General features: G+C 68.3%; 19 protein-coding genes. 8 read left to right on the forward strand and 11 right to left on the reverse strand.

Annotated elements, in window-relative coordinates:
* Positions 1-89: 89 nt before the first annotated feature.
* On the reverse strand, positions 90-1,628 hold the full coding sequence (locus ASF06_RS03550) for an ABC transporter substrate-binding protein (protein WP_235500879.1): 1,539 nt from the start codon (positions 1,626-1,628) through the stop codon (positions 90-92).
* A gap of 101 nt (positions 1,629-1,729) precedes the next feature.
* Between ASF06_RS03550 and ASF06_RS03555 the strand changes: the two genes are divergently transcribed.
* On the forward strand, positions 1,730-2,335 hold the full coding sequence (locus tag ASF06_RS03555) for a TetR/AcrR family transcriptional regulator (RefSeq protein WP_055925203.1): 606 nt from the start codon (positions 1,730-1,732) through the stop codon (positions 2,333-2,335).
* Here ASF06_RS03555 and ASF06_RS03560 read toward each other — a convergent pair.
* The 5 genes from ASF06_RS03560 to ASF06_RS03580 all read right to left on the reverse strand — a co-directional run bounded on the left by ASF06_RS03560 (position 2,332) and on the right by ASF06_RS03580 (position 7,597).
* The gene (locus ASF06_RS03560) at positions 2,332-3,180 is read right to left on the reverse strand and encodes an aldo/keto reductase (protein ID WP_055943365.1); all 849 of its coding nucleotides are present in this window, start codon (positions 3,178-3,180) and stop codon (positions 2,332-2,334) included. The two genes, ASF06_RS03555 and ASF06_RS03560, sit on opposite strands and share 4 nt — an antisense overlap.
* An 8-nt stretch (positions 3,181-3,188) precedes the next feature.
* Positions 3,189-4,163: a nucleoside hydrolase gene (locus tag ASF06_RS03565; RefSeq protein WP_157439053.1), complete on the reverse strand. Its 975-nt coding sequence runs from the start codon at positions 4,161-4,163 to the stop codon at positions 3,189-3,191.
* Positions 4,164-4,316: 153 nt separating this feature from the next.
* The gene (locus tag ASF06_RS03570) at positions 4,317-5,252 is read right to left on the reverse strand and encodes an alpha/beta hydrolase fold domain-containing protein (protein WP_055943371.1); all 936 of its coding nucleotides are present in this window, start codon (positions 5,250-5,252) and stop codon (positions 4,317-4,319) included.
* A 5-nt stretch (positions 5,253-5,257) separates the two neighbouring features.
* On the reverse strand, positions 5,258-6,256 hold the full coding sequence (locus tag ASF06_RS03575) for an NAD-dependent epimerase/dehydratase family protein (RefSeq protein WP_082500675.1): 999 nt from the start codon (positions 6,254-6,256) through the stop codon (positions 5,258-5,260).
* A 3-nt stretch (positions 6,257-6,259) separates the two neighbouring features.
* Positions 6,260-7,597 (reverse strand): MFS transporter, encoded by a 1,338-nt coding sequence (locus tag ASF06_RS03580; protein WP_082500676.1) that lies wholly within the window; start codon positions 7,595-7,597, stop codon positions 6,260-6,262.
* Positions 7,598-7,741: 144 nt separating this feature from the next.
* On the opposite strand from ASF06_RS03580, the gene ASF06_RS03585 reads away from it, so the two are divergent.
* Positions 7,742-10,021, forward strand: coding sequence for an FAD-dependent oxidoreductase (locus tag ASF06_RS03585; RefSeq protein WP_055943374.1), 2,280 nt, complete (start codon positions 7,742-7,744; stop codon positions 10,019-10,021).
* 72 nt (positions 10,022-10,093) lie between these two features.
* Positions 10,094-10,870, forward strand: coding sequence for an IclR family transcriptional regulator (locus ASF06_RS03590; protein WP_055943379.1), 777 nt, complete (start codon positions 10,094-10,096; stop codon positions 10,868-10,870).
* Positions 10,871-10,890: 20 nt separating this feature from the next.
* Here the strand turns inward: ASF06_RS03590 and ASF06_RS03595 are convergent, their stop codons facing one another.
* Entirely contained in the window at positions 10,891-11,610 is a 720-nt protein-coding gene (locus ASF06_RS03595) for an ATP-binding cassette domain-containing protein (RefSeq protein WP_055943382.1), read from the reverse strand.
* 105 nt (positions 11,611-11,715) lie between these two features.
* Between ASF06_RS03595 and ASF06_RS03600 the strand changes: the two genes are divergently transcribed.
* Positions 11,716-12,588 (forward strand): DsbA family protein, encoded by an 873-nt coding sequence (locus ASF06_RS03600; RefSeq protein ID WP_055943384.1) that lies wholly within the window; start codon positions 11,716-11,718, stop codon positions 12,586-12,588.
* A gap of 80 nt (positions 12,589-12,668) precedes the next feature.
* On the opposite strand, the gene rocD is transcribed toward ASF06_RS03600, so the two are convergent.
* On the reverse strand, positions 12,669-13,937 hold the full coding sequence (gene rocD, locus ASF06_RS03605) for an ornithine--oxo-acid transaminase (protein WP_082500677.1): 1,269 nt from the start codon (positions 13,935-13,937) through the stop codon (positions 12,669-12,671).
* Positions 13,934-14,794 (reverse strand): dimethylargininase, encoded by an 861-nt coding sequence (gene ddaH, locus ASF06_RS03610; protein ID WP_055943387.1) that lies wholly within the window; start codon positions 14,792-14,794, stop codon positions 13,934-13,936. Before ddaH ends, rocD begins: the two co-directional genes overlap by 4 nt.
* A gap of 180 nt (positions 14,795-14,974) precedes the next feature.
* On the opposite strand from ddaH, the gene ASF06_RS03615 reads away from it, so the two are divergent.
* Genes ASF06_RS03615 through ASF06_RS03625 form a run of 3 tightly spaced genes read left to right on the forward strand, consistent with a single transcriptional unit; the run spans position 14,975 to position 16,607 of the window.
* Positions 14,975-15,403 (forward strand): Lrp/AsnC family transcriptional regulator, encoded by a 429-nt coding sequence (locus tag ASF06_RS03615; RefSeq protein ID WP_055925222.1) that lies wholly within the window; start codon positions 14,975-14,977, stop codon positions 15,401-15,403.
* 18 nt (positions 15,404-15,421) lie between these two features.
* Positions 15,422-16,234, forward strand: coding sequence for a GTP pyrophosphokinase (locus ASF06_RS03620; protein ID WP_326940846.1), 813 nt, complete (start codon positions 15,422-15,424; stop codon positions 16,232-16,234).
* The gene (locus tag ASF06_RS03625) at positions 16,227-16,607 is read left to right on the forward strand and encodes a GntR family transcriptional regulator (RefSeq protein ID WP_055943390.1); all 381 of its coding nucleotides are present in this window, start codon (positions 16,227-16,229) and stop codon (positions 16,605-16,607) included. Before ASF06_RS03620 ends, ASF06_RS03625 begins: the two co-directional genes overlap by 8 nt.
* Before the next feature lie 217 nt (positions 16,608-16,824).
* On the opposite strand, the gene ASF06_RS03630 is transcribed toward ASF06_RS03625, so the two are convergent.
* Positions 16,825-17,181: a hypothetical protein gene (locus ASF06_RS03630; protein ID WP_055943393.1), complete on the reverse strand. Its 357-nt coding sequence runs from the start codon at positions 17,179-17,181 to the stop codon at positions 16,825-16,827.
* Between the two features lie 165 nt (positions 17,182-17,346).
* Here ASF06_RS03630 and ASF06_RS03635 point away from each other — a divergent pair, with 165 nt between their 5' ends.
* Complete coding sequence (locus tag ASF06_RS03635) at positions 17,347-22,311, forward strand: DUF4011 domain-containing protein (RefSeq protein WP_055943395.1); 4,965 nt, start codon at positions 17,347-17,349, stop codon at positions 22,309-22,311.
* A gap of 57 nt (positions 22,312-22,368) precedes the next feature.
* Here the strand turns inward: ASF06_RS03635 and ASF06_RS03640 are convergent, their stop codons facing one another.
* Positions 22,369-23,631: an APC family permease gene (locus ASF06_RS03640; RefSeq protein WP_055943398.1), complete on the reverse strand. Its 1,263-nt coding sequence runs from the start codon at positions 23,629-23,631 to the stop codon at positions 22,369-22,371.
* Positions 23,632-23,640 lie beyond the last annotated feature (9 nt).

Here is a 23,640-nt window from a genome sequence, read left to right on the forward strand (position 1 = left end):
CTTTACGGGAATGAGAGGGATGAAGCTGCGCTGAAGGCCGGCCGGCGCCGACAACCAGGGGTTGCCGGCGCCGGCCGGGCACCGAGGGCCTAGGCCTTCGGAGTGATGTTCCAGAGGTAGGGCACCGCGTTACCGGGCTGCATCACGACCGAGGTGTTCGCGTCGGTCACGTAGGTCGACTGCGGGCGGTACCACGGTGCGAACCAGGCGTTGTCGACCAGGTACTTGTTGAGGTCAGCGGCCGCCTTATCGGCTTCCTCCTGGGTTCCGTTCTGCACGGTGGCGATGTAGCCATTCACCGTGTCGTCGGTGGTGTGGTACGGGTTGAAGGTCGCCGTGGGGGAGATCAGGAACTGGATCAGCTCCCAGTCGCCACCCTGCTGGAGCGGGATGTAGACCACGGGGTACTTCGGGGTGAGCACGTCGGCGATGAAGTTGTTGCCGGGCTCGCCGTATTCGACGGTGATGCCGACATCGGCGAGCTGCTGCTGGATCAGCGTGAACGTGGCCGATCCGAGGAGGGGTGTGCTCGGCATCTGGATGGTGACGCCGTCGGCGTAGCCGGCCTCGGCCAGGAGCTCCTTGGCCTTGGCGGGGTCGTAGTCGTAGGCCGAGTCGAGGCTCTTGTCGTAGGCGGCGGAGCGCTCCGGGAACACCTGGGTGGTCGGGGTGCCGAAGCCGCTTTCGACCGTCTTCAGCATCGCGTCCTTGTCGAACGCGTAGTTGATGGCCTGGCGCACCTTGACGTTGGCGAGCGCCGGGTCGACGGTTCCGTCGCGGTCCATCAGGGTGAGACCGGCCCAGTTGAGCTCGAGCGGGTTCGCCGTGAAGCCGGAGGCTTCCATCTGCGCGACGTCGTTGTTGTTGAGGGTGTTCGCCGCATTGACCTGTCCGCCCTTGACCGCGTTGAGCAGAGCGGTCGGGTCGCCGTACACGTTCATCACGATCTTGTCGTAGTGCTGGTTCTCGGCGTTCCAGTAGTCGGGGTTCTTATTGAACACGTAGGAGGTGCCGATGACGGTCGCCGCCGTGTCGAGCGTGTAGGGGCCGCTGCCGACCGGCACGGTCTGGATGTCGGACGCCTCGAAGGCACTCGGCGCCTCGACGAGGCCCGCGTTCTGCGAGAGGTAGGTGAGGAGCGCCGGGTTGGCGGCCTTGAGGGTGATCGTGACGGTCGTGGCGTCGGTGGCGACCGCATCTGTCATGTCGACGAGGTACGAGGCGTTGGGGCCGGCGCCGTCGCGGAAGCGGACCAGGTTCTGGGCCACGGCCTCGGCGTCGAGGGCGGTGCCGTCGGTGAACTTCACGTCGTCGCGCAGCGTGAGCGTGAGCTGCGTCTTGTCGTCGTTGTACTCCCACTTGGTGGCGAGCCCGGGCTGAAGCTCGCCCTCGGGGTCGGCGGTGAGGAGGGTGTCGTAGACGGCCTGCATGTAGGGCGACTCGTTCGCCCAGTTCGACTGCGCTGCAGCGAACGTGGTCGGCTGAACGATCTGACCGAGGGTCAGCGTGCCTCCCGCATCTTCGCTACCACCGGATGAAGCGGAGCAGCCGGTCAGGCCCAGTGCGACGACGGCAGCGACCGCCGCCAATCTCTTCCATCGGAACATCGTTGTCTCTTTCGGGTGCATGTAGACCCCCATTGGGCTACGTCTGGGGCGACGCTAACACGAAAAGCGAGCGACCACTAGGTTTTGACCGAATCGTTATTTTCGCCGGTAGAGTCGCCCCCATGACTGTTACCGGAAAGCCCCGCGGCACGTACGCGAAGACCGCTGCCCGGCGACGAGAGATTCTCGAGGCCGGCATCGAGGTCTTCTCATCGAACGGCTTCCGCAGCGGCTCGATCCGCGAGATCGCCGAACGGGTCGGTATGAGCCAGGCCGGCCTGCTGCACCACTTCTCGAACAAGAACGAGCTGCTGGCCGGCGTGCTCGAGTTGCGCGACGACCAGTCGCGCACACTGACGAACATGGACAACCCCGACGGTCTCGAGCAGATTCGTGGCCTTGTGTCCCTTGTCGAATACAACGCCAGCGTTCCCGGCCTTGTCGAACTGCACTGCATTCTGTCCGCCGAGGCCACGTCGGCCGACCATCCCGCCCACAAGTACTTCATCAATCGATACAAATGGGTCGTCGGATTCACGACCGCGGCCTTCGAGAACATGAGACACGAGGGTCGGCTCGAGGTCGGCGTCGACCCGGCCAGCGCCGCGCGATCTCTGGTCGCCCTGATGGACGGCCTGCAAGTTCAATGGCTCCTCGACAAGGACTCGATCGACATGGCCGACGAGACCCGGCGCTACGTGCAGTCGCTGCTCACCGTTCCGCTCTAGCCGGCGCTCGCGCGGATCTGGTCGCCGAGTCGGACCGCGTGCTCCGAGGTGAGCTGGATCTCGCTCGCAGCGGCAGATGAGCGGATGCTCTCCTCGCGAGTGGCCCCCGTGATCGGAATCACGGTCGCTCCCTGCACGAGCATCCACGCGAGAACGAGCTGCTGCGGCGACGCGCCCTGCTCAGCCGCGAGCGCCGTGACGAAGTCGTTCGCGGAGAACTTCTGCCAGTCGCCGAGCACGCTCAGCGGCGAATATGCCAGATACGGCATACCTATCTTCGTCGCATACGAGAGCACCGCCCACGAGTCGTGCCGTGCGAGGTCGAGCCGATTCTCGACCGCGTCGATCGCGGTGACCGATTGCGCTCGTCTGAGCTCGTCTCGGCTCACGTTCGACACCCCGACCCGCTTCACGAGGCCCTGCTCCCGCAGAGTCGCGAGCGCTCCGACACTCTCCTCCAGGGGAACGTCGGGATCGGGCTTGTGAAGCAGGTAGATGTCGATGGCGTCGACGCCCAGCGCCTCGAGGCTGCCCCGGCAATCGGCGGCGATCGCCTCGGGACGTCCATCGATCGGAAACCTGTCGCCGTCGCGGTAGTGGCCTCCCTTCGAGATGACGGTCACCGAGCCGTCGCGCATCGACGAGCCGAGGGCCCGAGCGACGAGCCGCTCGTTGTGGTGCCTCTCGTCGGCCGTCGAGTAGGCGAGGGCGGTGTCGATGAGCGTGCACCCGGCATCCACGGCGACGCGCAGCAGCTGCTCGCGCCGCGCGTCGTCGAGCTGCTGCGCGAACGTGAGACCGGCCCCGCCGAACGCGATCGACGACACCGACAGGTCGCCGAGCATGCGACTCCTCATCGCTCGGTCGCGGCGAACAGGTCGAGCTTGGCGAACAGGTCGTCGAACATGAGCCGCACGTCGAGCCGGGTGTAGACGCGCATATCGCGCACCCCGGCAGCCTCGATGTAGCCGCCCTCGTCGTCGAACGAGGGGGTGGGCCGCACGACGTAGTCACTCGATGACGGATCGGCCTCGAACGCCGACTGCAGCGCCGTGAGCAGAACGAGCGGGCTGTCGCCGCAGATATACGTCTCGCCCAGCAGGATCCCGTGCCGGCCCGCCATCGTCGACACCCGGGTGATCGCACGCTCGAGATGCTCGCCCAGCGACCCCGCCTGCCCGATGCGCGTGATGAGCTCGGCGGTCGAGAGCAGCGTCTGCCGGTAGGCGTTGCGCGGGATCTGCCAGATGGGAATGCCGGAATCGCCGAACACCACCTGGCCGGCGATCAGGTCGATATTGAGGTTGTACTCGGGGCCGACCGAGCCGGGAGGCGCAACGGCGAGACCGCGGTGCTCGGGCCCGCCGATCCACACCAGGGTCAGGCGGTCCGCGATGCGCGGCTCGAGCAGCCAGGCGCTGGCCAGCTCGGTGAGCCCTGCGCCGAACGCGAGATACAGCGGCAGGTCGGTGTCGTCGCGCATCGCCTCGGCGATGATCGCGTCGGTCGCCGCAGACCGGATGGGCGTCGCCCGGTCGGCCAGGCCGACGTTCGAGCCGGGCACCACCGGAACGCGGCCGTCGAGGCCGAGCCGCGTCACGACATCCAGAGCCTCTCGCGCGGCATTGTCGGCCGTGACCTCGCTGGGGTCGAACGGGTCGCCGGGGCGCAGGTGCGAGCCGATGACGGCGCGGATGTCGACGGAGGGCGAGAGCAGGTGGTGAGCAAGCTGCAGAAGACCGTCGGGATCACCGGAGAAGTCGTTGTCGATGATCACGCGGGCGCGGGAAGGAACGAGATCGCGAAGTCGGGCGAGTGAGGCTGGCATCAGTGGCATCCTAGGCGTCGGTGGCAAAACCAAGCGGCTACTCGGTTTTGGCCGAGTCTAGTGCCGGCCAGTAGTTGCTGCCACGGACCAAAGGTACCGGCGCACCGGGACATCCAGTCCGAATCGGACACTTCTGGCGCCTGGTCGCACGGATCAGAGAGCTCGCAGCGTTGCGGCGAGGGCGGCGAGCGTCGACGACACCTCGGGGGCCGACGGGGTGCGGTTGAGGTGACCGTGCGGAACTCCGCTGGCGAGGTCGATGGCGACGGGCACCCCGGCGTCGCCGAGCTGGCGGGCGAGCAGTTCACCGGAGGGGCGGAGCTCGTCGTACTCCGCGACGACGATGTGCGTCATGGGCAACCCCTCCAGGTCGCCGCTTCCTGGCACGGCGTGCGCGGGCAGGTCATGCAGCCGGCCGACGTAGTTGCGCATAATGGCCTCGACGTGACGTGGCGGGAATCGAAGCATCGGCGGCAGGATGCGCGCCACCGCAACCGCCTCGTCGTCCTCGAGCGCCGGTACCGGAAAGTGGACGAGCGGATAGGCGAGAAGCAGCGCGGCCGGAGTGTTCGTCGTATCGCGAAGGCGCTGGGCGGTCGCGAGGGCCAGGGATGCGCCCGCGCTGGCACCACCGAGCGCCACCGCCGCGCCGGAAGGTGCTGTCGTGGTCAGCCACTCGGCGGCGTCGTGCACGTCGTCGAGAGGCACCGGATAGCGCACACCGTCGACGGCCAGGCGATATCCGACACTGACTACATCGGCGCACGCCCTGGCCGCGAGCTCGGCCGCGACCACATGCGACTCCGGCCAGTCGAGGGCGCCCTGAGAGAAGCCGCCTCCATGCACCCAGAGCACCGTGCGGGTCGTTGCCCCGCCGCGGCCGCCGCGGTACCGCCGCAACGGAATCGGGCCGTGCCTGCCTGTGATCACGACCTCATCGAGATCGACGGCGGCCGGCACGTCGTACTCGGTCGGCGCACGGTAGTCGGCGATGCGCCGTCGAGTATCCGGGTCCGACCGAGCCGCGCGATCACGATCGAATCCGGCCACCTCTTCGAAGCGCGTGACGTAGAAAGGGTCCAGGGGCACGAGAGCTATACGGTCGGCAGGCGCGATTCGAGGCGCGACGCCCGGGCCGTCACGGCGAGCCGTACGAACTCGTCGAGGTCGATCGACGGCTCGAAGCCCAGGAGCGAGCGTGCTCGAGCGTTCGACGTGCGGTAGCTCGGCGCCGACAGCGGGAATGTCACCTCGACGGTCGCGAGGCCGGCCGCCTCTGCAAGCGCTCGCGCGAAGGCTCCGAGGTCGGTCGATGAATCCGGTCCGAGGCCGACCACCTCGACGCCCGTGGTGTGAGCCTCGAGGGCGAGCACCACGCCGTGGGCGAGGTCGGGCGTGGCCAGGATACCCATCTGAACCGGCTCCCCATCCACCCGAGAGGCAACCAGCAGGGTGGAGTCGTCGCCCGCATAAGGGGCGAGAGCAGCCACGACATCTGCGTGTCCGGCGGCTTCCTCCCGGGCGATACGCCGACTGGCGAAGAAACGCGGACCCGAGAAGAACGAGTCGGGGTCGAGGATCTCGGCCGGGTCCTGGGTGTGGGAGAACCGAAGCACCACCGCATCCCAACCCTGCGCTCGAGCCGCGAAGGCCACCGAATCCTCGGCGAGCACTTTGCTGAGCCCGTACCAGGTGGTGGGTCGGCGCGGGTGGGACTCGTCGAGGGGCTGATACTGCGGGGCATTCTCCGGGTACACCTCGCCGGTGCTGGCGAGAACGAACCGGCGCGTCGCCGAGCCCTCCAGCGCGCGGAGGAGGCAGATGGTCGCCGTGCTGTTCGCGTGCACGATCTTCTCCGCGTCTGCGGGATCCCACGACATGTAGGCGCCCAGGTGGGCGACGGCCTCGACCTGGCCGAGGCGGGCATCCGAGGCCGGCAGGTCGGCCAGGTCGCCGAGGAGATACTCGACCCCGGGCAGCGGATGGGCGGGCGCGACCAGATCGAGACCCATCACGCGGTGCCCGCGTTCCAGCAATTCGGCGGCGACGGCACGGCCGACCCTGCCCGAGACTCCGGTGACTGCGATCAGCACGTGTCACGCCTCCGAGATCAATGGACGCTTGAACGTCTCACGAGCACGGAGCACCACCACCAGCGTCACCGCAGCCGCCGCCATGACGTAGAAGGCGGGAGCGAACCGGTTGCCGCTGCTGACGATCAGGAATGTGGCGAAGTACGGAGTGATACCGCCGAAGACCGCCACCGAGAGGTTGTACGCGATCGCCATGCTCCCGTACCGGATGTTCGTGGGGAACAACTCCGCCATCGCCGCGCTCGAGGCGCCGTCGTAGGCGGCCATGAACAGACCGAGCAGAATCATAGCGACGGTGGCGCCGAGAATGTTCCCCGAACCCATCAGCATCAGCGCCGGGTACGTCAGAACGATGAATCCCACGCATCCCGCGATCATCACCGGCTTGCGCCCGACCCTGTCGCTGAGGAGGCCCATGAACGGCACGAGGATCGCGATCACGAGCAGACCGCTCACCGTCACCGCGTAGCTGACCGGCTGACTGAAGCCGAGGTCGGTCTGCAGGTAGCTCGGCATGAAGGTCTGCAGAATCCAGTGTCCGACCGCCTTGATCACCACGAACCCGACGCAGAACAGCAACGCCCTCCACGACGTCCGAAGCGAGGTGCGAAGAGGCGACTTCGACACTTCGCCCTTCTTCTGCAGCGCCTGGAACTCCGGAGTGTCCTCGAGTTTCAGTCTCAGATACACGCCGACGAGGCCCAGCGGCAACGCAAGGAGGAACAGTGCGCGCCACCCCCACTCGTTGAGCGCATCCGGGCCCAGGGTCGAGGTGAACAGCAGCACGAGCCCGCCACCCACGACGAACGCGGCGAAGCCGAACACGTCGACGAAACTCGTGACGAAGCCGCGCCGATTCGAGGGCGCGTACTCGGCCAGGAGCGTCGTCGCGCCCGAGCTCTCTCCCCCGGCCGCGAAGCCCTGCACGAGACGCACGAGCACGAGGAGAATCGGCGCCCACAGGCCCACCATGTCGTAGGTGGGCAGCAGGCCCATGACGACCGTCGCGCCCGAGGTGACCAGGATGACCGTTGCCAGAGTGGTCTTGCGGCCCACCCGGTCGCCCAAGGATCCCCAGAACAGTCCGCCGAGCGGACGCATGACGAACCCGGCACCAAAAACGGCGAATGCCGAGAGCAGGGCGGCCTGTGCATTGCCCTGCTGAAAGAAATTGACGCTGATGATCGTGGCCAGGGTTCCGTAGAGACCGAAGTCGAACCACTCCACGAAATGGCCGGTGCCGGCGGCCATGATGACCTTGCGAAGGCCGCGGCGGCGCGCCTCGTCATCGAGCGGGGTCTCCGCGCTCGACGCGACGGCGCCTGTCGTTGTATCTGTCATGCGGATGATCTCCCACGTCGTTGTCGGACTGCTTGGGCATGAACGTACCATTCCTTGCAACGGTTGTGCCACTCATCGGGCAACAATTATCGGTGAGTGGTAACGTTGGCCTCCAGCAACGGTCGACGTTGATCGAGAGGGACTATGCACAAGCGAAGCATCACAAGCGACGTCGTCGTGATCGGCGGAGGTCTTGCGGGGGTGAATGCCGCCGTGGCCGCAGCTCGGCTCGGATCCTCGGTGTCGCTGATCACCAATAGGCCCGTGCTCGGCGGCAACTCTTCGAGCGAGATACGCGTATGGGTGGTCGGGGCCACCGCCCACGGTCACCAGCGCTTCGCTCGGGAGACCGGCATCATGGGCGAGCTCTTCCTCGAGAACCAGTTCCGCAATGCCGAGGGCAATCCGTACTACTGGGACCAAGTGGTGCTCGACGCCGTACGCGCCGAACCCCGCATCTCGATGCACCTCAATACCGACGTGCGCGATCTGCAGATGAACGAGTCCGGCGACGCAATCGAGTCGGTCACCGGATGGACCATGGGAAGCGAAATCGAGACGATCTTTGACGCCCCTCTGTTCATCGACTGCACAGGGGACGGGCTCGTGGGACATCTCGCCGGCGCCTCCTACAGGGTAGGCCGCGAGGCTCGCGCCGAGTTCGGCGAAGAGTGGGCGCCCGAGACGGCGGACGACGAGCTGCTCGGCAGTTCGATCTTCTTCTACACCAAGGACACCGGCCGCGCCTCCAAGTTCGTCGCGCCTTCGATCGCGAAGGACATCACCGCGACGCCGATCATCCGCAACCGGGTGATTCGCACAGGCGACAACGGCTGCGACTACTGGTGGATCGAATGGGGCGGCGAGATCGACACGGTGGCCGAGAACGAGCGCATCCGCGATGAGCTCTGGTCGGTCGTGTTCGGCATCTGGGACCACATCAAGAACTCAGGTGAGTTCGACGCCGAGACGCTCAGTCTGGAGTGGGTGGGGTCCGTGCCCGGCAAGCGGGAGTACCGCCGCTTCGTCGGCGACCACACCCTCACGCAGTACGACATCCTCGACCAGGTCGAATTCGACGACGCGGTGGCTTTCGGGGGCTGGTCGATCGACCTGCACCCGGTCGAAGGCGTCTACGCCGAGAAGGCCGGGGCGCAGCAACGGCACAGCGCGGGCACCTACGACATCCCGTTCCGCTCGCTGTACTCGGTCGACGTGCCGAATCTCCTCTTCGCCGGCCGCAACATCTCGGCGTCGCACGTGGCGTTCGGTTCGACGCGTGTCATGGCTACGTGTGCCACTCAGGGACAGGCGGTGGGCACGGCCGCAGCCCTCGCAGGACGACTCGGCGTGACACCGCGCGAGCTCGGAACAACGCACCTGGCAGAGTTGCAGCGGACCCTTCTGCGCGAGGACGCGCCCGTGATCGGAGTGCGGGTCGACGATCCGGACGATCTGGCGCGCTCCGCACGCGTCACGGCCTCGACCTCGCAGACCCGGCTCGCCGCGCCCATGGAGGCGGATGCGATCACCGACCCGGCCGAGCGCTACCACCTCGTCCGAGATGTCGGGCTTGTGCTCCCGGTCGATCCGCGCCTCGACTCGGTGTCATTCACGGTCGACAGTCGGGCGCAGACCGAACTGCAGATCGAACTGTGGCACACCGGCCGCCCCCAGAACTACGTTCCCGTCAGTCTTCTCGAGACGCGCACGGTCACGGTTGGAGTCGGTGCAGACCTGGTGGCCGCATGCCGGTTCGACTGGCGACCCGACGAGTCGCAGAACGTCGTGGTGATCGTGCGAGCGAACGCCGACATCGACCTGCAGCTGACGGGCGAACGCCCGTACGGCGTGCTGGCTCTCGAGCGGCGCATCGCGGCGGACAAGCCCTTCGACGCACACATCGCAGAGGAGGACGGCGAGCTGCTCACCAACTGGGTCGCCCGAGGCCTCCGGCATCGAAGTTTCGTATTCGAGGCGCGTCCCGCGACGCAGGCGTACGTGCCCGAGCGCGCGACCGACGGCATCCAGCGCCCCTACGGCGGCCCACACCTGTGGGCCTCGGCACCGCAGCCGGGTCTCGAGCAGTGGCTCCAGCTCGAGTGGGAGCATGCTGTTCCTGTCTCGTCGCTGCGCATCGTCTATAACGACGACGTCGATGAGGATCTCATCAACCTGCACCACCACCGCACCGATTTCGACGTCGTTCCAGAGCTTGTCACCGACTACCGGGTGCAGGCGCGCGTCGATGGTGCCTGGCGTTCGATCGTCGAGGTCTCGGGCAACAGACGACGGCACCGTGTTCACGACATCGAGACGGTGTCGGCGGACGCGCTCCGGCTCGTCTGCCTGAGCACGGCCGGGGCGCCATACGTCTCGGTCAGCGCGCTGAAGGTCTATTCGGAAGCGAGCGGCCGGTCCTGATCCGCGATCCCCGTATTCTCGTTGTAACTCGAACGAGTCGAGGATGCTCGGTGGAGCGGACGAGGAGATGGCATGTCGGGTGAGGTGCAGCAGGGCATCGGACGGGCGGCCGCAGTGCTCACCGCGCTCGGCGAGGCGAAGGCGGGAGCGCTGAGAGCCTCGGACATCGCGCGGGCGATCGGCCTCGGGGCCTCGACCACGGCTCGACTGCTCGCCTCGCTCGAGGAACTCGGCTATGTGCGCCGCGAGGCGGATTCGCAGTTGTACGCGATAGGCACGACGATCCTGTCGCTCGGCAGTCAGGCCTTGAACCACAATCCAGTGCACAGGGAGTCACGGGCCGCCGCCGAGCTGCTCGCTCAGCGCACCGGGCTCAGTGTGAACGTCGGCATCCTCGACGGCACGAGCCTGATCTACCTCTGTCACTTCGAGGGCGCGCTCGCACCGAAGTCGCACACCATGGTCGGCATGCGTCAGCCGTTGCACGCCTCTGGCCTCGGCAAGTGCCTGCTGCTCGGCTTCGACGAATCACGCCGCCGCGACCTTCTCGGTGAGCATCTCGAGCGCTACACCGTGCACACCATCGTCGACCATGCCGCGCTCACTGCCTCTCTTGCCGATGCCGCGGACCGGGGCTACTGCCGCGAAGAGCAGGAGCTCGCGCTGGGTCGACTCTCGATGGCCGCACCGATCCGTGACGGCTCGGGTGCGATCGTGGCCGGCATCTCCGTCTCCGGGCGCCTCTCCGTGGTGCGGGAAATCGATCAGGACGACCTCGCCGAGCAGCTCATCGAGACCGCTGACAGAGTGAGCGTCGGGCTCGGACTCATCTCGGCCGTGCCCCGCTAGACACCGCCGCATCCGTCTTCCTAGACGTGCCTCAGAAACCGGCCCGGGGCATCCAGAAACAGTGTCAGGTTGCGCACCAGGTCGAGGTCGGCCCATTCCGATCGACGCAGGCCCCACTCCCCCACCTCCTGGATGTCGGCGCCCGGAAAAGCGGCGAGCACCGGTGAGTGTGTCGACAGGATCACCTGCGAGTCTCCCGTGGCGACGAGGTCTTTGAGGATGCCGATCAATGACAGGCAGCCGGTGAACGAGAGCGCCGACTCCGGCTCGTCGAGCACCCACAGCCCCGGCCCCCTGAACCGGTCGACGACCAGCTCGAGGAAGGACTCTCCGTGCGACAGCTCGTGGAAGCGCGGTTCGGCGCGAGCGCCCGGATTCTGCTCGAGGTACGTATAGAAGCCGTGCATCGTCTCGGCGCGCAGGAAGTAGCCGCGCTTCGACGCCCCCGCGTTGCGCACGAGCTGCAGGTGCCGCCACAGGCCGGACTCGGTCGACCGGGTCGAGTGCATGGCGTTCACGGAGCCACCCTCGGGCGAGAGCCCGTATGCCTGGGCGATCGCCTCGACGAGGGTCGACTTGCCCGAGCCGTTCTCGCCCACGAACACCGTGACGGGCGCGAAGTCGATTCCCTCGTCGAGCAGGTGGGTGACGGGCGCGAGCGTCGCGGGCCACGCGCCGCGCGGCATCGGTTCGAGTGGATGCTCGTGGGCACGACGCAGAGGAAAACTCTCGAATGCCATGGGTCCATTCTGCCCAGCGTTTTGCGAGCGCAGTCATAGCGACGTCGAAGGTGGCGTGAATAGCGTCGGGCCGTTCGATCTGTGCACTGCCGAGGAGACCCGCCGATGAGAGCCGAGAAGACCCTGTTCACCGGACTCGTCAAGAAGGACCGCCGCGCCCTGGCCCGCGAACTCGCGAGGCTCGAACGCGAGGAGGCCGCCCGCAGGCGGAGGCACAGGCGCATTGCCTGGAGGACGAGCCTCGCCGTGGTGGGAGTCGCCGTGCTCTCGGTGGGCACGGTGACCATCGTGTCCGCCCTGCAGCCGGCCCCCGCGCTCGGGCCGATGAACATGGCGAGCGACGGCATCCTGTTCTCGGGCGACGGCAGTAAGGTCACCGCGGCGACCGCGGCGGCCCAGGAGTCGAATGCGACGCCCGTGGCCAGCACTCTCGACACGAGCGACAAGCTTCTGCACGTGGTGGTCTACGCCGACTACGGAAACGCCGATTCCGCGCTGTTCGAGACCACCAACGGCAGCGCCCTGCTGTCGTGGGTCACGTCGGGCTACGCGACGCTCGAGCTTCACCCCGTGGCCCTCGACGACTCGGTGAACCAGAACTACTCCACGCGCGCGGCGAACGCGATCGCCTGCGTCGCCGACGCGTCGCCCCAGGCCGTTCCGGCCGTGAACACGGCTCTAGCGACGGCGCAGTCGACCGCGGGAGCATCGGGGCTCTCCGACGCCGACCTCGTGAGCCTCGTGCAGACCGCGGGCGTCACCGACACCGCGGTGGCCGACTGCATCACGTCGGGCGCCTTCGACGACTGGGTCGTGGATGCCACGGGCAGGGCCCACGCATCGGTTCCGAACTCAGACGTGGCGGCCCTCGACACCGCGCCGCTCGTCGTGGTGAACGGAACCGCGTACACCGGCGCACTCGACGACGCGAGCGCCTTCGAGTCGTTCGTGCAGAACGTGTACGCGCCGAGCGAGTAGGCAAGTCCGCGCCCGTTTGGTGCATCCGCGCCCCGTCGAGCAGCGGCGGACGCTCCAAGAGGGCGCGGATAGCCAGCGGGCTAGGCCGCGAACGACTCCAGCGTGAGCTCCAACTCGTCGACCAGCCAGTCGAGGTCTTCTCTCGAGACGACGATCGGCGGAGCCAGACGGATGGTCGAGCCGTGCGTGTCCTTCGCCAGGATTCCGCGGGCGAGCAACGCCTCGCAGACCTCACGTCCCGACGCGAGCGCGGGATCGATGTCGATGCCCGCCCAGAGGCCGGCGCCGCGAACCTCGACCACGCCGCGACCGACGAGTGAGAGCAGACGCGAGTGCAGGTGCGCCCCGAGCTCGGCCGCGCGGGCCTGGTACTCGCCGGTGGCCAGCAGGTCGACGACAGCGTGGCCCACGGCGGCGGCCAGCGGGTTTCCGCCGAAGGTCGACCCGTGCTCGCCGGGATTCAGCACACCGAGCACATCGGCATTACCGACCACGGCCGAGACGGGAACGATTCCACCGCCGAGAGCCTTGCCCAGCAGGTAGAGGTCGGGCACGACGCCCACGAGATCGCACGCGAAGGTGGCTCCCGTGCGGCCGAGGCCCGACTGGATCTCGTCGGCGATCATGAGCACGTTCTGCGCCGTGCACAGCTCTCGCAGCGCGAGCAGGTACGACGCGGGCGGAACCACGATGCCCGCCTCTCCCTGGATCGGCTCGACCAGCACGGCGACCGTGTTCTCGTCGATGGCGTTCGCGATCGCATCCACATCGCCGTAGGCGACACTGCGGAAACCGGGCGTGAACGGGCCGAAGCCGTCGCGGGCCGTGGCGTCGTCGGAGAAGCTGATGATCGAGATGGTGCGTCCGTGGAAGTTGCCGTCCATGACGATGATGTTCGCCTGCTCGGGGGCGACGCCCTTGACGCGGTATCCCCACGCTCGGGCGACCTTGATGCCCGACTCCACGGCCTCGGCGCCTGTGTTCATGGGCAGCACCATGTCTTTGCCGGCGAGCTGGGCGAGGGCGGTGACGAACGGGCCGAGCCTGTCGGAGTGGAACGCGCGCGACGTGAGCGTGATGCGGTCGAGCTGCGCCTTGGCCGCGTCGATCAGCACGGGGTTCGAGTGGCCGAAGTTGACCGCCGAGTACGCGGCGAGGCAGTCGAGGTAGCGTCGCCCGTCGATGTCGGTGACCCACGCTCCGTCGCCCGATTCCACGACCACCTGAAGCGGGTGGTAGTTGTGCGCGGCATGCTCGTCGACGAGCCGGATGGCCGCCGCCTGGCTGGCCGACAACTCGGGGGCCGTTCCCTGGGCCTGCGTTCCCTGAGCCTGTCGAAGGGCACTCATCGGAGTTCCAACGTGCAGCACTTCACGCCGCCGCCGCCGAGCAGCAACTCGGAGAGGTCGACCTTGATGGGGTTGTAGCCGCGCTCGCGCAGCTGCTTCTCGAAGCCCACCGCGCGGTTCGCGATGACCACGTTGTAGCCGTCGGAGATGGAGTTGAGGCCGAGGATCGCACCGTCTTCTTCGCTGACGAGGATCGCGTCGGGGAAGCGCTTCTCGAGCTCGAGGCGGCTGGCCGTGTCGAAGGCGCTGGGCAGGTAGGCGATGTTGGCCGACGAGTCACCCGTCAGCGGATCGAGCACCGAGATCGCGGTGTCGAGGTGGTAGAAGCGGGGGTCGACGAGGTTGAGTGTGACGACCTCGCGGTTGTAGAGGGTGCCGATCTCCTCGTGGCTGTTCGACGCGCTGCGGAACCCGGTGCCCGCAAGGATCACGTCTCCGACGAGCAGGAAGTCGCCCTCGCCCTCGTTGACGTTCTGCGGCTCGGCGACCTCGTAGCCGTGCTCGCGGAACCACTCCATGAATGCCGGCCCCTCGGGCTGGCGCTCCGGGTGCGTGAACAGGGCACCGTAGGCGACGTTGTCGATGACGAATCCGCCGTTGGCCGTGTAGACCATGTCGGGCAGGCCGGGGATCTGGTCGATGAGCTCGACCGTGTGGCCGAGCGAGAGGTAGGTCTCGTAAAGGGTGTTCCACTGGGCCACGGCGAGCGAGGTATCGGTGGGAATCGCCGGATCCATCCACGGGTTGATGCGGTAGGCGACGGTGAAGTGGTCGGGGCGGCACATGAGGTAGTGGCGCGGGGTGGCGACGCGGGCGGGAGCCGCGGACTGGCCTGAGGTTTCGAGGGTGGACGTCATGAGGAGTTCCTCCGAGGATTGTCACGGGAGGCGGACTGAGTCCAGTGGCCCAGGCCTGTTGCACAGCCGGGCACGCCTGATACCAGTCTTGCATGCGGCAATCCGCGCGTGACCATCGTTCAACGCTGTTCTTGTGCGCGAACTCCCTGCCCGTGCAACAATTCCGCGTATCCTCGGGGTATGGACGCCCTGGACTACAAGATTCTCGACCTGCTCAAGCTGAATTCCCGCACCGGGTACGGCGATATCGGACAGGTCATCGGGCTCTCGGCCTCGGCTGTGAAGAGACGCATCGACCGGCTCGTGGGCAGCGGCATCATCCGCGGCTTCACCATCCAGCTCGACCCCACTCTCGACGGCACCGTGACCGAGGCGTATGTCGAGCTGTTCTGCCGCGGAACGGTCGCGCCTGCCGAGCTCAAGCGCATCCTCTCGTCTGTGCCCGAGGTCGTCGACGCGGGAACCGTCACGGGCAGCGCCGACGCCATCGTGCATATGCGCTCGCGCGACATCCCGAGCCTGGAGCTGGCCCTCGAGAAGGTGCGCATCGCGCCGAACGTCGACCACACCCGCAGTGCCATAGTGCTCTCGAACCTGATCCGCAGGTAGCACTGGCAGACTTCCGCTGTGCACGCCCCTTCAGACACCCCGCCCGTCACCGAGCTGCCCCGCACGGAGGCCGAGATCCGCGACCTGCGGGCCGAGTTCACGCGCTTCATGATGTCGTACAAGTTCGGCATCGACGAGGTGATGACGAAGATCAATATCCTGCGCGAGGAATTCAACCACGTGCACGACTACAACCCCATCGAGCACGTGAACTCGAGGCTCAAGTCGCCCGATTCCATTCTCGAGAAGGCGCGCCGCAAGGGGCTCGCGATCGACACCGCGGTGATCCGCGACTGCATCCACGACATCGCGGGCATCCGCATCACGTGCAGCTTTCTGAGCGACATTTACAAGATCCGCGACATGCTCGCGAGCCAGGTCGACCTCACGGTGATCGCCGAGCGCGACTACGTGGCAAACCCCAAGGCCAACGGCTACACGAGCCTTCACCTCATCGTGTCTGTGCCCGTTTTTATGTCCGACAGGGTGGAGCAGGTTCCCGTCGAGATCCAGATCCGCACCATCGCCATGGACTTCTGGGCGAGCCTCGAGCACAAGATCTACTACAAGTACAACCGCGAGGTTCCGGCCACGCTGCTCGACGAGCTGAAAGATGCGGCCGACACGGCGAACCGCCTCGACCTGAAGATGCAGAACCTTCACACGCAGGTGCGGGCGCTCAGCAACAGCGCCGACCGGGCCGACGAGGGTGCGGTTCCGTTCGGCGACCTCGAGCGGCTCATCGTTCCGAAGGCGCTGCTCGAGTCGCTGGCCGACCGTGCGCGAGCCGACGCCGACGCGCCCGAGCGGCCGGAGGCATCCGATGCCTGACGCCGGGTTTCCCGGCGACTGGTCGGTGGATGCCGCGGGCGGCACGCCCCCGTACGAGCAGCTGCGGGCTCACGTTCTCGAGCTGGCCACCTCGGGCGGGCTGCCCGCGGGCTACCGGCTGCCGCCGGTGCGCGCGCTGGCCGAACGACTCGGGCTCGCCGCGAACACCGTGGCCCGCGCGTACAAGGAGCTCGAGGTCGACGGCATCGTCGAGACCCATGGCCGGGGCGGCACGCTGGTGTCTGCGCAGGGCGATGCCGCACATCGGGCCGCCCAGCACGCCGCGGCAGACTACGCGGCGAAGACCCGCTCGCTCGGCCTGGCCTCGGACGAGGCCCTCGACCTGGTCTCGCAGGCTCTGAAGCTGCGCTGACCTCCCCCGCGCTCCGACGCGGTTCAACAGGACAGATCGCGCCCGCGTCGGCGTGGCGCACGCCGACACGCGGCAGCTCGCCAATCCGTCCTGTTGAACGAATTCCCGGCCGAACCCGGGGTCGGTTCGGTTCGAGCGGTGGGGCCAGTTTCGGCGTCACCGTCGCGGCTGAGGAGCCCGGGTATCGATATCCCCGCGTGGACGCACTCAGCCGGCGCTAGCGGTCGATGCCGTCCAGGTCCATGTCGATGTCGACGGCGTCGGAGCTGTCGCCGCCGGCGTGCGGCATCGCGTAGCGCGGAGAACTCAAAGCCACCATCTGCTCGCGGATATACGCGATGGCCTCCGAGTTGTCGGGCTCTTCGAGACTGTTGTGACTCGTGGCCGCGACGATGTTCGTTCCCGAGTTGAGAAGCAGCTTCGCCTCGACGGTGTCCCCGTCGCCGTCGAAGGCGTTCAGCGTGATCGTGTCGGCCTTGCTGAGGTTGGCCAGCACCGCCGCATACTCGATCGCCAGGTCGGCCGCGTCATCGCCGATCATCAGTGTCTTCTCTGCGTACATGATGTGCTTCATGCTTCGAGGGTAGGGATGTTCCCTCCGCGGCCACCCCGCCTTGACAGACCCCCCGCGGCCATGGGAACCAGGCAGTCCGCCCGCCGGTTTCGCCCTCCACGGCTCGGCACATCTTTCCTCCAGCGCACAGAGGCGACACTGGATGCAAGGGGAGAGACACGCACCATGAACATGAACACCGACGAGCCGGTCAGGCGCGCCAGGCACGCAGGACCGCTCAAAGACGGTGACGCCCCGGTCGAGGACGCGCCGATGGTAGCCGCCGTCCAAGCCCCCCTGCAGGACGCAGTGCAGGACGCGCCCCAGAACCCCGTCGAAGACGCGGCCGACGCCGAGGTGCTGTCGAGGCTCGAGCGCCTCGACGACTCCCCCGCCCGCGTACGCAACTGGAAGCGCGACCTGCTCGACCTCACCCTGCGCAACCCTCTGCTCAACATGCCGCGCACCCAGAGGGTGCTCGACCTCGTGGTGCCTCCGGGCCTTCTCCCCTCCATCGACGACGCCGTGCACGCGGGCCGCAAGCTGCGCCTCTCGAGCGGCCTCGACGCATCGGGCCGCAAGCGGGTCGACGGCATCGACTCGCACACGCCGCTCGCGCACGACGAGCTGAGCGCCGTCTTCCGTACCTCTCGCACCCTGTTCTCTCAGCTCGACGACGAGAAGCACCGCAAGCAATTGCGCGCCATGAAGCGCGAGGCCGAGTCGCTCGAGCAGGAGACGGGCAGCAACTACCTGTACCTCACGCTGGGCACGCTGGTTCACACGAGACCGGATGGGCGCGAGGCGCGCGCTCCCCTGTTCCTGATGCCGGTGCGGCTCACAGGCGGCCTGTCGTTCACCCCCTACTTCCTCGCCGCCGACGGCGACGACCTCGCGCAGCCCAATCTGTGCCTGCTGCAGTGGTTCCAGACCACGCAGGGGCTCGACCTCACCGAGCTGAGCTCGCCGGCGATCGACGACTCCGGCCTCGCGATCGAGGCGGTGTTCGAGGGAATCCGCCGCCAGCTCGCGGAGGCCGAGCTGCCCTACCGGCTCGAGGAGTCGGTGAGCCTCGCCATCCTGCGCTTCTCCACCTTCCAGATCTGGAAGGACATCGACAGCAACTGGCGCTCCCTCCTGTCGAATCCCGTGGTCAGGCACCTCGTCGAGCGTCCGGGCGAAACGTTCGTGGAGCCCGCCGGCAATGCTCGGCCCACGATCGACGAGGCGGCCCTGCGGCTGCCGATCGCGGCCGACGGATCCCAGATGGCGGCCGTGGTGCGCGCCACCAGCGGTCAGTCCTTCGTGCTCGAGGGCCCTCCCGGCACGGGCAAGTCGCAGACCATCACAAACCTCATCGCGCACGCGCTCACCGAGGGCAAGACCGTGCTGTTCGTGGCCGAGAAGCAGGCCGCCCTCGAGGTCGTCAAGCGACGGCTCGATCGGATCGGGCTCGGCGCGTTCAGCCTCGAGCTGCACGGCGCGAAGCAGTCGATGAACACGATCCGCGAGCAGCTGCGCGAGTCGCTGCGGCTGCGCGTGGCCACCGATCCGCACGCGTGGGCCCTGGCCGACACCCGGCTGCGCGCGGCGATCGCCGAGCTCGACCGGCATCCCACGCGGGTGCACTCGCCGAACGCGCTCGGCTATACGGTGTGGTCGGCCTACGACGCCCTGGCCGCACTCGGAGAAGGCCCGACCGCGGCCGTGCCCACGGGCTGGCTCACCACCACTCCCGACGAGAGTCCCACCATCGTCGCCCGCGACTTCCGCGATGCAGCGCAGCGCTTCGGCCTGCGGCCCGCGCACCCGTGGCTCGTCGTGGGCGCGACGGATCCCGCCCGGCTGCAGGTCGCACCGGTCACGGATTCGCTGCGCGATCTCGCCGCCGTGCGCCCCCGGCTCGACGAGCTGTCGCCCGAGGCGCGCCTCGTTCTCGGAGACCTGCGCCCGGCCACCGAGCTGCCCGTCGCATCGCGGCTGCTCGACGCCCGCTCGCGAGGCCTTCTGCCGCCCGCCGACGCGCTGGCCGCCATCGACCGCACGAGCTGGCGCGAGGCATCCGACGCCCTGCGAACGGGCCTCGCCGACTACCTCGAGCGGCACGCCGCCGTTCTGGCGGATGCCTCGGCGGCCGCCATCGAGGCGCCCAGGCTCGACGAGTGGGCCGAGCGCTCGACCGCGCTCGACGGCGCCTGGTTCCTTCCGGAGCTGCGCCGCCGATCGATCCGCTCCGCCCTGCGCTCCCTGCTGCGCGCCGGCTTCGAGCCGAGCGGCAAGGCCGTGACTCCGCTGCTCGTGGCTCTGCAGGCGGCCCGATCGGATGCGCAGGAGCTGCAGCGCCAGGCGTCGGCATTGGCGGGTCTCGTTCTCCCGGCGGGCTGGCAGCCCTACGCTCCCGAGGCGAAGACCGCCCTCGACACGGCCGTGCGCACCTCGCTCGGCTCCGTCTGGCTGGCGAAGCGCACCCCGAGGGCCTGGAGCTGGGTCTCCGCGGGCGCGGGCGCGGGCGCCGCTGGAACGACCGACGCCGACGCCGCGATCGTGCGCGACATCGACGCGAGCTGGAACCGCTGGCTCGCCGCCGTCGGCGCGACCGGACTGACCGTGCGGCAGTGGACGCACGGACGAGACTGGGTCTCGTCCTGGGCCACCGACGAGGTGGCCTGGCTGATCGACGTGCGCGCCACCGGGCTGCTTCAGCTGCAGCGTTTCACCGAGACGCGGCGCCAGCTCGAGCACCTGCGCGAACTGGGCCTGGCCGGCTTCAGCACGCAGCTGGCGACGGGCCAGATCGAGCCGACCGACGCATCCGAGGCCCTGATGCGGGGTCTCGCGACGGCATCTCTCGACGAGCGGCTGAGCGCGGCGAACCTCGACACCTTCGACGGCGACGCGCAGGATCGACACGTCTCGGCCTACCGCGACCAGGGCGCTCTCGTGCGCGAGCAGCTGCGCGGCGAACTGGCCGCCGAGCTGCTGGCCGCCCGGCCCTTCGACGCCGACGAGCTGCGCGGCGAGGTCGCCGAGCTCGCCCGCCAGATCGAGCGCAAACGCGGCGGCCTCGCCTTCCGCGAGGTGGCCCGCCGCTACCCGCGCGCGCTCACGTCGATCGTGCCCGTGTTCCTCATGAGCCCGGGCTCGGTGGCGCACTTCCTCGACCCCGACAGCATCGAATTCGACCTCGTGATCTTCGACGAGGCGTCGCAGATCAGGGTGCCTCAGGCCATCGGGGCGATGGGGCGCGGCAAGGCCGTGATCGTGGTGGGCGACTCGAAGCAGATGCCTCCCACGCGCATCATGCAGGTGGATGCGACGGGTCCCGACACCCCGGCCCCCGAACGCGACGAACCGCTGGTGGTCGAAGACCTCGAGTCGATCCTCACCGAGTCGGTGGAGTCCGGACTGCCGCAGCTCTGGCTCAACTGGCACTACCGCAGCCAGGACGAGAGCCTCATCGCGTTCTCGAACGCCGCCTACTACGGCAACAAGCTCGTGAGCCTGCCGTCGCCGCTCAGCGGAGCGGCGGCTGCGGGGGCGGCGTCCGGCGCCTCGGCCGGTTCCGGCGGCACCGGGCTCAGCTGGCGCCGAGTCGACGGCACGTTCGACCGCGGGCGCACCCGCACGAACGAGGTCGAGGCGCAGGCCATCGTCGACGAGATCGTGGCTCGGCTGCGGGCGCCTTCGACGATGCGCGAATCGATCGGCGTCGTGTGCTTCAACGTGCAGCAGCGCGACCTCATCCTCGACAAGCTCGAGGACAGCACCGACCCGGTGATCCAGAAGGCGCTGCTCGCCGCCCCCGGCTCCGAGCTCTTCGTGAAGAACCTCGAGAACGTGCAGGGCGACGAGCGCGACACCATTCTGTTCTCGCTCGCGTTCTCGAAGGACCCGGCCACGGGCATCCTGCCCCTGAACTTCGGGCCTCTCAACCTGCCCGGCGGCGAGCGCCGTCTCAACGTGGCGGTCACCCGCGCGAAGCGGCAGGTGGTGCTGTTCAGCTCGTTCGACGCGGCCGACATCCAGCTCACCCGATCGCGCGCCCAGGGAATCGCCGACCTCAAGTCGTATCTCGAGTTCGCGGCGACCCGCAGCGCGGGCGCGCTTCCGGGCGGCGGCCGGGGCGGGGCGCAGGATGCCGTCACCGGCAACCAGGGACGCTTCGTCGACGAGCTCGCCACGGCGCTGCGCGATCGCGGACTCGAGGTGGAGACCGGCCTCGGACTCTCGTCGTTCACGGTCGACCTCGCCGTGCGGCACCGCGGATCGTCGTCGTGGGCCGTCGCTGTGATGGTCGACGGACCCGGCTGGGCGTCGCGCCCCACCGTGAGCGACCGCGACGGCGCGCCGAACCTGCTCGTCGACGTGATGTCGTGGCCCGCGGTCATCCGCGCCTGGCTGCCGGCGTGGATCCGAGACCGCAGCGCCCTGATCGCCCGGATCGTCGTGGCCGTCGATCACCCGGCGAGCGCACGCCAGCCCGACGCGGATGCGGTGGAGGCCACGCGCGACGCCGGAAAGGCGGCCGACCGGGCCGCCGAGGATGCGCGGGCGGAGAGGGCGTTCCCCACGACCGCGTCGACGTCGACCCTGGCGCGCGAACTGCCCGTGTTCGAGCCGGCCGACGACAGTGCGGTGTACCCGCAGTCGAAGCTCGACAACCTCGACGCCGTGCCGATCATCGAGACCGAGGCGGCGAGCATCCTCGAGATGGAGGGGCCGATACCGGTAGACCGGCTGGTGTCGACGATCGCGCGCCGCTTCGATTACAGCCGCGTCGGAGACGCCAAGCGTGAGCTGCTGCAGCAGACCGTGCGCGGCGCGTTCGCGATCTCGCCAGAGGACTTCGTATGGCCCGCCGGGCTCGACGCGTCGACCTGGCGGGGGGCGCGTCGCACCTCCTCGACCGCCATTCGCCCTGTGACCGACGTGAGCCCGCAGGAGATCTCGAACGCGATCGAGCTGCTGCTCGCCGAATCGCTCAGCATCGACTCCGACGAGCTGCTGCGCGAGACGGCGTCGGTTCTCGGGTACTCGCGACTCACCGAGTCGACCCGCGTGTGGATCGAACGTGGCCTCGAGCTCGCGCTCTCGCAGAACCGTGTGCAGCGCCAGGGCTCACGCCTCGTTCGCGCCGCTGCCCGCGACTGATTCAGGAGGAGAGCTCCGCCGTCGCCACTATCCGCACGGTGACGCACTCCTTCTGAATCAGACACGACTCATCCGCAGGGCCCGCAGCGCGAAGCCTGCGAGTACCACTGCGGCGCCGGTCACGACGGCCGGCAGCGGCAGCGTGACGACGAGCACCGCGCAGCCGATCGCGCCGACGACGCTCACCACGCGCCCGGCAGTGCGCATCCGGGCCCCGGACAGCTCGCGCCGCTGCCGGAACGCCGCCACATTCGCCACGAAGTAGTAGAGCAGCACGCCGAACGACGAGAAGGCGATCACTCCGCGCAGATCGGCCACGAGCACCAGCACGATCACCACGATGCCAACCGCGATCTCCGCCCGGTACGGCGTGCTGTAGCGGGCATGCACGGCGCTGAACCAGCGCGGCAGATCTCCCTCGCGCGCCATCGCGAAGCTCGTGCGACCGATTCCCGTGATGAGCGCCAGCAGCGCGCCCAGCGAGGCGAGAGCGGCCCCGATGCGCACCAGCGGCGAGGCCCACGCCCATCCATTGGCCGTCACGACATCGACGAGCGGGTTGTCGCTGGCCGCGAGACCGGATGCGCCGAGGGCACCGAGCGCCGTCACTCCGACGGCGGCGTAAATAACCACGACGACCGCGAAAGCGATGCCGATCGCCCGCGGAATCGTGCGGGCCGGGTCGCGCACCTCCTCGCCGAGGGTGGCGATGCGCGCGTACCCCGCGAAAGCGAAGAACAGCAGGCCCGCCGACTGCAGCACGGCGAAGGCGTCGCCCGACGGGCCCGCGAAGGCGTCGGCGCCCGGGCCGCTCGGTGCCGAGCCAAGAACACCGGATGCGACGACCACGGCGAGCAGAGCCAGCACCGGCACCACGATCAGCCGGGTGAGAAACGCGGTGCGCGTGATTCCGAAGAGGTTCACCGTGACCAGCACGACGACCACCGCGACGGCGGCCAGGCGGGACCACGGTGACGGAACGGCGTAGGCCGCGAAGGTCATTGCCATGGCGGCCGAGCTGGCGATCTTGCCGACAACGAAGCTCCAGCCGGCGGCGAACCCCCACCACGGTCCGAGGAGCTCGCGGCCGTAGACGTAGGTTCCGCCCGCCGAGGGGTACTGCGCCGCGAGCCGCGCGGAGGAGTGCGCGTTGCAGAACGCGACGACGGCCGCGATCGCCAGTCCCACGAGCAGGCCGACGCCCGCAGTCTGCGCGGCGGGCTGGAACACGGCGAAGACGCCGGCGCCGATCATCGATCCGAGGCCGATGAAGACGGCGTCGCCCAGCGTGAGTCGACGGGCCAGTCGCGGTGAAGTCACGAACGCACG

It is taken from the genome of Agreia sp. Leaf244 (assembly GCF_001422695.1).
In the GTDB taxonomy this organism is placed as follows: domain Bacteria; phylum Actinomycetota; class Actinomycetes; order Actinomycetales; family Microbacteriaceae; genus Agreia.

Coding starts and splice junctions, on each gene's coding strand:
- ASF06_RS03550 (WP_235500879.1), bottom strand. CDS start 1,628: ATGCACCCGAAAGAGACAACGATGTTCCGATGGAAGAGATTGGCGGCG.
- ASF06_RS03555 (WP_055925203.1), top strand. CDS start 1,730: ATGACTGTTACCGGAAAGCCCCGCGGCACGTACGCGAAGACCGCTGCC.
- ASF06_RS03560 (WP_055943365.1), bottom strand. CDS start 3,180: ATGCTCGGCGACCTGTCGGTGTCGTCGATCGCGTTCGGCGGGGCCGGT.
- ASF06_RS03565 (WP_157439053.1), bottom strand. CDS start 4,163: ATGCCAGCCTCACTCGCCCGACTTCGCGATCTCGTTCCTTCCCGCGCC.
- ASF06_RS03580 (WP_082500676.1), bottom strand. CDS start 7,597: ATGACAGATACAACGACAGGCGCCGTCGCGTCGAGCGCGGAGACCCCG.
- ASF06_RS03585 (WP_055943374.1), top strand. CDS start 7,742: ATGCACAAGCGAAGCATCACAAGCGACGTCGTCGTGATCGGCGGAGGT.
- ASF06_RS03590 (WP_055943379.1), top strand. CDS start 10,094: ATGTCGGGTGAGGTGCAGCAGGGCATCGGACGGGCGGCCGCAGTGCTC.
- ASF06_RS03595 (WP_055943382.1), bottom strand. CDS start 11,610: ATGGCATTCGAGAGTTTTCCTCTGCGTCGTGCCCACGAGCATCCACTC.
- ASF06_RS03600 (WP_055943384.1), top strand. CDS start 11,716: ATGAGAGCCGAGAAGACCCTGTTCACCGGACTCGTCAAGAAGGACCGC.
- rocD (WP_082500677.1), bottom strand. CDS start 13,937: ATGAGTGCCCTTCGACAGGCTCAGGGAACGCAGGCCCAGGGAACGGCC.
- ddaH (WP_055943387.1), bottom strand. CDS start 14,794: ATGACGTCCACCCTCGAAACCTCAGGCCAGTCCGCGGCTCCCGCCCGC.
- ASF06_RS03615 (WP_055925222.1), top strand. CDS start 14,975: ATGGACGCCCTGGACTACAAGATTCTCGACCTGCTCAAGCTGAATTCC.
- ASF06_RS03625 (WP_055943390.1), top strand. CDS start 16,227: ATGCCTGACGCCGGGTTTCCCGGCGACTGGTCGGTGGATGCCGCGGGC.
- ASF06_RS03630 (WP_055943393.1), bottom strand. CDS start 17,181: ATGAAGCACATCATGTACGCAGAGAAGACACTGATGATCGGCGATGAC.
- ASF06_RS03635 (WP_055943395.1), top strand. CDS start 17,347: ATGAACATGAACACCGACGAGCCGGTCAGGCGCGCCAGGCACGCAGGA.